This is a genomic window from Citrobacter sp. wls711 (genome assembly GCF_005281055.1).
GTDB classification, from domain to species: domain Bacteria; phylum Pseudomonadota; class Gammaproteobacteria; order Enterobacterales; family Enterobacteriaceae; genus Citrobacter; species Citrobacter gillenii.
On the sequence record NZ_SZXC01000020.1, the window covers coordinates 320168 to 327910 of the forward strand.

Here is a 7743-nt window from a genome sequence, read left to right on the forward strand (position 1 = left end):
AAAAACGTATTAACAAAACATGGTTGAAAATTTAAATATCAATAACTTACAGAAAAAACACCTTTGATTTACTAGGTAATGGCTTGACTACGAAGAGCATATCTCAATCCGCAGTTTAAACATAAGGAAGAAGTCCTCGTGTCGAGCAGGCTGAGCACGTTCAATATGGGTATAAGGGGCATACTTAATCAGCAAGGCAGAAAGCGCTTCGGAGTTGGGCAACAATTATCTCTAATTTTTTACAGCTCCACCGGTATCTATGCCGGAGCGGGCAGCAGTGATTCATAATTCGACTCCGGTATCCATTTAGCTACCAGAGGGTCTAATCATGACCATTAAAACTTCCCTACTCGAAGACCAGTTCATCGATATGGCTTTCATCACGCAACTCACCCAACTTACTGACAAGTGGTTTTACAAACTGATTAAAGACGGTAGGTTTCCAAAACCTACCAAATTTGGACGCAGTTCCCGCTGGCGGAAAAGTGAAGTGGAAGCCTGGTTGCAGTCCCGTATCGAAGAATCCCACAAACAGCAGTAAGCCTTACTTCACCAAATAACATTCATCCAGGCCGTGCTTGCACTATCCGATCTCTGCGGAGGATTACGGCTGCCTGAGATTTAATAATCAAGGAAAATTATCCATGAAAAACATCCAATTGCTTAACCATTACCAAACCTGGCTCAATGATTTTACTCGAATCAATTTGTTCCATGGTTTGTGCCAGCAGGAAATAGAGCACTGGCACAAGCTGGCGATTACATCGTGCAGATCTTCGGGCGATATGACATCGGTCATTGTCGTCCCACAGTGTTTGCTGCAGGTCACTCAAACATCCCAGGAGGAAGAGTGTGCCGTTATTCCCCGACTAAACAAACGTACTGACTATTCTCTGTTGCCTGGGGTGTTGCTCAGTGAATGTTACCGTCTTGGGAAAAGCAGACTGGCGGAACAATTACAAATGTTATTCCGGCTGCATACGCAACCGGGCTTTCGACAAACGCTGACACTACTCTGCTGGTGTGAACTGGTTGCAGGCCGGGATTTGGATGAATGGTATTCGCTGCATTTACCGCTTCCTGACACGCTGAAGCAATGGATATCAGAAAAACAAAAATCATACCGAGGACTGAAAACGCTAACTGAAAATTATATTCGTGCCACTAGGCCAATGTGAGGGCTGGTGAATGCGAATGCTGAAATGTTATATCGCACAGCGAGGCACCGGCGAAATTGTGCACGCCCGCCAAGTGAATATAGCCGAAAATGAAGACTGGCGCTGTCACCACTGTCAGTGCCCATTGATATTCCAACTTCCCACCAGAACATCCCCGCCCTGGTTCGAACATGACATACTTCAGGGAGTGCCGGAAGCACTGCTGCAGTGCCCTTACCTGGCAACCGTCAATAGCAAGCCTTCAGCAGTGGCGAAGCTACAGCGCCTTCTGGCACAACTCCCGCCGGTCATTACGACTACCCGGTGGCAATGCACCATGTGCGGTTTGACGTATGGAGGTAGAAAAAAATGCCCTCAGTGCGGAACAGGAATATACAGTCGAGAGGGATAAATAGGGTTTTAGGACCTGACTTGTTGTCCGTATTATTTCCCCTCGCAAAGGGGCGATCCGGGGAAATATTAATTTCGGTTAATTAATATAATTAAGACTCACTCCCTGTTCGTAATCAAGTAAGCAACTACTGTCCGCAGCCAGTTCCATCTGCTGCCTGTAATCCATCTACAGTCGGTTTTTTCCCTGTTATAGATTTCTCTTCGGCATCTCAATGCTTTGTTACGCAAACAGAAATACCGCGATGCCCGCTTCAGGGCATCGACACTATCCCACATATTAATTCAACACTGATCCTGCTATCGGCGATCAAGAGATAACGCTATGAAAAAACGCAACTGGACACCGGACTGGTTTTTGAAATCTGTCCTTGATATGCATATTAACGCGATGGTTAATCGCTATTCCTGTCTGAGGGTAATACGGCAGGATCTTTTCTATCAAAAAAATACCTTTAAATATCACCATCCGGATCATCGGCAGATGGAGTCTGATGTCCGGCATCTGATGGACGAAATGATGAGTATGCCCGTAGTGGTGGGTTATTTTTGGGTAATTGAATGGACCGAAGATCACCTGTTCCATGCGCATGTGGCTTTCTGGCTGGATGGTAATAAAACCCAGAAACCCTTTTTCTGGATGGAGAAGGCCGGAGAATGCTGGCGTGCAATCACGGAAAATGACGGCTGTTACTATCGTTGTGAGCATAAGCCGAACTATGAGGCGGATATCAATATACCGGTCCATTACAGCGATTCGGGAAGCATTTCTAACATACGCGACGTACTGGAATATATGACCAAGATTGAACAGAAAAACGATATGTTGCTGTATGGTTGCAATGAGGTGCCCGAGCGATCATTGACAGGACGTCCCAGGAGTATCGGTTCCCGAGCCTGACAGTTTTTTACGTCAATAGTCCAATTAACTGGCACCACAAAACACCACAGTAGTTCCTCTCTAACGATAGCTGGACTAGGGGCATGTCTGGGAGGCTTAAGAATCCGTGGTGAGTGGGTGGCAAAACGCTGTCTCGATAACTGGCGCAACGTGCTAATGGGGTTTAGTGACGTAGCCATCACCGGGATCATTAGTAACTTGATGACAACACTGATAAATATTTTCTTCACAATTGCCCGCAACTTGGTTCGAATGATACGCGAAGGTTTTTTTCACTGTTCCACGCAGCCAAAAACATACTGATGCGACCAGAGGGTACAAGCCGTGCCGAAGCACTTGATGTAGGACTGAAGATTGCCGTCAGCGGTGTATTTGTCATTGGTGGCGTATTGCTTGAAGAGTACCTCAGCAAAACTTTCGTCGCACTGTTTACCTTTCTGCCCGGCGGGCTGCTCAGGCTGTGCTGACGGGGTGCGTTACTGGCCTTGGTACCGTATAACGGTCTATATGCTCGATCTGTTTGGCGCGCAGCAACAGCAGGAATACAATGCAGTGCTAGCGATGTTGCAGGCCGAGGCGCGTTTGCAGAGGCTATTGGGGATGGACAGAGAACTTATTTAAATTAATACATCTTGCAAGGCAGGTTTGAAATCTTTTGGATTAGATTATTCTTGGGCAGTACTTTTCTCGGTCAATAACAACTTGTAATGATTGTATCAACTAGCACAGGGCTACCGTAGCAGCCCTGACTGAAAAAACCCGCGTAGCTGACGCTTTAAGCTGCTCTTGACTCCGATTATGATCCAGACTAAATCGGAATAACCGACGACTTAGAGATTAGTATTTCTACCTTATTCGAAAATCGAAATATTGAGGTCAAAAGATTTGTTTATAATCATTTATCCTTCTTAGGATTTATCCATGCCAGAACCTCCTGACATATGGCAGGTTCCCCCAAGTCTGCTATGAGCTCATCCTCAGCGTATTCGATCGGACCAGCCTCAACCCACATAAGTGATGGATGCCCGCAGGGCAGAAGTTGCGTGATGGCGGAAACAGCGGATTCGCAATTCCCAATGTCTGACCATAGCATCAGAAGTAGTAGCGCTCGTCGATTTAGGTTTGCAGAAATTTTGCGTGCAATTTTTAGCCTTTCTGGAAGCGATACTTGACAGGCGACAATCAGAGTGAGCCTGGATGCAATTGATGGCCTAAGGTTTAGTAAAATGTCTGAAGTAATCATGTCAATCACTACAGGCTCAAGAACCTCCGCTTTAACCAACATTGCATGGGCTGCGTCAAGACTGACCTCTTTACGACCCGGTGCAACAATGAGCTCAAACAATCGCTCCTGGAATGCTTGACCTCCATGTTCAGCAATTATCTCAAACAGTTCTTCACGAACCAGATGATCGGAAGTCTTAACCGCAATCTCCAGCAGCTGTTCAAGGATAGAAGAATGGAGGGAAGGCAGCGTGCTAATCGCTTTGACAGCCGTACGGGCGATCGGAAAATTATCATTTTCGCCATAATTATGTGAGCATGAAGACCAATGATCTTGGGCAAGACGCAGCAGCACAGGAAGATAGTCGTGGTGAGGGTTGGTGGCGAGCAGCTGAACTAACGCTTTACGCACCGGACTGCCTTTTGCCTCAACCAGAGCTAGCAAATTCGCTGGCAACGGTCCCAAAATTTTTTCTCCGATTGAAACAAGAGCTTTTGCTACGACGTGTGCAAACTTGTGATCCAATGAATCTTCGATTATATCTTCAAAACCTAATGATATTGCTGCGTCTATTGCCTCGACACAAGCGTCGCGATCTTCACTATGCGTGAGCGTACACTCTATGTCGGAACGAATGGTTGCTGAAAGCTCAAGATGCCTGCTAATACGTAACTTACGCACACTCGGACTTACAAGAGCTGGCTTAGCCAGCAAGCTGAGCGCCTCTGAAGATAAAGGCCGTTGTTCCTCTCCTGAGCTCTTACTGGCAGCATCACATAATTCTAGCAAAACTGGATCAAGATATTTCATGACCGGAATGGTCTCGGGCTCATGCTTTTCTCGGTCAACGCACCAGTAAGTTTGAATATGTGCGAGATCAATCATCAATTCTGCAACACGCTCATCCTTTCCAAGCTGACGTAGCCTATCAACAATCGTCGATAACTCGTCAGGCATTTTTAGAATGACACACTTCAGCGCAGCAAACCGCACATTATCCTGCGAAGAACCATCTATGACGCGACCTAAAAGTCGCTCTCGATACTTATCGTCCCAATGCCGCCTAAGAACGGCCCATATGGCATCCTCCTCCTTGCTGCCGAATGCAGCATTGAATGCACCAACCATTTCGTTATTGGAGGGGGGGGCGTCTTTTGTGCCGTTGATTAAAGAGCGCATCCAGTAAGAAAGAAGTGCTGCAGCTTGAGGATGCTTCGCCAAGCTCATCCACCCTCTCTCTATACGCACGCGATCTACATAGACTCGAAGGAATTCCGACGCGGTATAACTCTCATCACATTCGGACAGATGTTCGGCATAGTCATCGTTGTATACCTCGTTCTTGATAGCGAGGTGCATCTCTAACACCCTACTTTGTTGCTCGTTGGTAGTAGTTATTTCTTTCACCGCTCTATCGACGATAGGTTCGAAACCATCAATATCGCGCACGGCTCCCGCAGCAACGGTTTCGGCCGACTCGATGAATCCATGGTAGATGATATCTTCTGCTGCCTGGAGATAGGCTGGGGTGAGTTCAGGGGCTAAGCGATCAAGGACGGTGACAAAAGATTTACCGTAATGTGTACGATCATCAGGCAACACTTCCCGGATAAAACGCCCTGCGAAAGTCGCAATTGCTGGATCTGCACGTAAATGTTCATACCAAGAATTGGGGTGGTCAGGACATCCCCATATAACAAATCCACCAAAGCCCATATCTGGTCGATGAAAAATGAAGCGAGCGAATTCCGCGCCATTGCACCTAGGCGACCCCGCAGCCGCGGCAAGCTTCAGATACTCGTTAAAATTACAGGCGGGATCGATTAGCTGTGAAGATATCCAAGCATCTAATTTTTCTGTGATTTTTGGAGTTATTTTGAATGTAAGTTCCGGTATGCGTCTGGCTGCAGCGACAATACGCGTGGCTACCCCTGCTCCCCATGCTTCAACCTCTTCATCGGGCTCTGTCAGGACATCGAGGAGCACACGCAGTGCCGCAGTTGCGGGAACAGCATGGCGTTTGAGGGCACGTTCAACACCAGCCTCCACTCTAGGATGGTAGTAGGACACATTTCCATCTCCAGAACGTAGATTACGAGCGGCGACAAAAAAATCTATCAATGGTGTCACTCCGTCGCCCAAGGCAGGAAGATGATGAGCTAGTTCCAGTTCCAAGCTGCGAAGTACCTGAAGCGATAGGCGATTATTCGCTTTGAGAAATGCCCAGATGATAGCAGCAGCGCGAACGTCGTCTCGTTCCTCAATCTGCTGCACAACTGTGTCTTCTATCGAGTTCTCATGAGCTTTGGCAATCGCATTTCTGATAAAGCCCTGGTCTTGATTCCTCTTTGGACGGCCCATCGTACGCATGGCGTCGAAGAATTTCTCAATTTCGAGTGGGGTCGCTAACTTCTCGAGCACCTGCGGCTCTGAGTCGGTAGCAAGAAGTTGAATGTCTCGCGGCAGCGTTTTGATTCTTGAACGATAGAGGCGCTGACGCTCAGGCCTGCCATAATTCTCCGCTTCGAGGGGTATGATCCAAGATTCAACAGACTTCATCGCACCAGATTCCCTAGCGACGTCCTTCCTGCTCGTGGCGATTATCATGCGATCAGCGCGCGCCTTTGATAGGCAATCAGCTAATTGATCGTTCCATGGGCGGCTGGTGGGTTCGAAGTTGTATCGCCCCCATGGATCTTCGATATCGTATAGAACAGGTGGCGGCGTACGATCATTACGTAGTTGCTGCGGTCCCTGACTAATGCGTACACGCGCCAATTCGGGAATTTCCCGGTGAAGTTCTTCATAAAGCTTATCCGTCGCAAGCGTTTTTCCAGTTCCCGATTGACCGATGATAATTGCTGCATATTTGGGAGTTCCAATAGCGTCACGTAAATCCCGCCAATTTTGGGGATGCACGTAATCGTCAAGTTGCGGCGAGCTTGCGAGAAAACCGTCATGATTCTTGATGACTTCTACAAGATCCTCTCGACACCATCGACCTTCACCAACATGTCGGACACGCAACCATGCCTCATCGCGAAGAACCCGTAAACACGCGACCCAGCGCGAGTTCGGTACGCCAAATCGTTCGGTCAGAAGTCGCTTTATTTCAAGGATTAAACGCTCCTCATCCAAGCTGCCGATGATGGCTACGCGCCCCGCAGCGCCAGCTGGTAGCGCTTTTACAATTGAAGCGGACATCTCACTTTCTTTCGGCCAACTTCCAGCTAGCTTCACGCCAAGATCTCTTGTTCTACCGTTCAGCGCCGCACTCGTAACGAGGAGATAGCGCACTGTAGGTTGAGCCAGCCTTTTCGCAGCCGATGGTCGGGTTGCGCTTCCATGTTTAAGAAGACGGATGATGCCGTTAACTGTCCATGCGTCTCCACCGCGAAGCTTAACCTGCACGACAAGGGTATAACCATTAAGTCCAACATGTGTCACCACACGACCCGGTTCATCCTCCGCAAGTTCTGCTTCAAGATCTTCCTCGGTTCCGGGCTCAAGTTCAATCGACTGTGCTAGGCAGGAACCGAGCATCAAGTCCAGAGCCAACCAAATGGAAACATCGACTTGGTAATCATAACCAGCGAGTGCCCGAGCACCTGAGCCGGCGGAATCGCCCGATTGGAGTGCCACTTCCTCATCTTCTTCCATTTATTCCTATCCCTATAAACGTCCTAAGGCCTAAATCGGTAGGCATCTAGTATGTTGTCAAAGAGTGAAAAGATAAAACATCTTCTGCGAATGTTAGTTGCAACTTCATGATATCGTTTGGGTTCAAAGGGCACTGCACATTTTAATTATCAGCGTCGGCTATATCTGTTGAGCGCTACCGATGTCCTCTTTTTTGTTAATTAATCAAATAGTAATTTGTCCAGCGATAGCGCCAGTAGAAGGCTGTAATCTCCGGTGCTTAGCTCACCCTTTTTCATCGTGTCGATTGAGTACTAATATCCCCGCCTGCTCAGTCAATGTGACCTGCTCCCGTTGATTAATACACACCTATGTTAGTAATTGGACTGACCCCACCCCGGTAGACGATC

The 7743-nt window shown here is 47.8% G+C and carries 7 protein-coding genes; 6 read left to right on the forward strand and 1 reads right to left on the reverse strand.

Features of this window, described 5'->3' with window-relative positions; translation table 11 throughout:
• The first annotated feature begins 328 nt into the window (after positions 1-328).
• From FDW98_RS07140 to FDW98_RS23600, 6 genes are all read left to right on the forward strand, one after another.
• Complete coding sequence (locus FDW98_RS07140) at positions 329-541, forward strand: AlpA family transcriptional regulator (RefSeq protein ID WP_137398799.1); 213 nt, start codon at positions 329-331, stop codon at positions 539-541.
• A gap of 103 nt (positions 542-644) precedes the next feature.
• Positions 645-1178 carry a secretoglobin family protein gene (locus tag FDW98_RS07145; RefSeq protein WP_137398800.1) on the forward strand — a complete coding sequence of 178 codons (534 nt, stop codon included), beginning with the start codon at positions 645-647 and terminating at the stop codon, positions 1176-1178.
• A 16-nt stretch (positions 1179-1194) separates the two neighbouring features.
• The gene (locus FDW98_RS07150) at positions 1195-1569 is read left to right on the forward strand and encodes a zinc-ribbon domain-containing protein (RefSeq protein WP_249935695.1); all 375 of its coding nucleotides are present in this window, start codon (positions 1195-1197) and stop codon (positions 1567-1569) included.
• A 324-nt stretch (positions 1570-1893) separates the two neighbouring features.
• Positions 1894-2469 (forward strand): inovirus-type Gp2 protein, encoded by a 576-nt coding sequence (locus tag FDW98_RS07155; RefSeq protein WP_137398802.1) that lies wholly within the window; start codon positions 1894-1896, stop codon positions 2467-2469.
• Positions 2470-2771: 302 nt separating this feature from the next.
• Complete coding sequence (locus FDW98_RS23595) at positions 2772-2936, forward strand: hypothetical protein (protein WP_249935693.1); 165 nt, start codon at positions 2772-2774, stop codon at positions 2934-2936.
• Positions 2937-2940: 4 nt separating this feature from the next.
• Positions 2941-3090 (forward strand): hypothetical protein, encoded by a 150-nt coding sequence (locus tag FDW98_RS23600; RefSeq protein WP_249935694.1) that lies wholly within the window; start codon positions 2941-2943, stop codon positions 3088-3090.
• Between the two features lie 274 nt (positions 3091-3364).
• Here the strand turns inward: FDW98_RS23600 and FDW98_RS07165 are convergent, their stop codons facing one another.
• On the reverse strand, positions 3365-7354 hold the full coding sequence (locus tag FDW98_RS07165) for a hypothetical protein (protein ID WP_137398803.1): 3990 nt from the start codon (positions 7352-7354) through the stop codon (positions 3365-3367).
• Positions 7355-7743 lie beyond the last annotated feature (389 nt).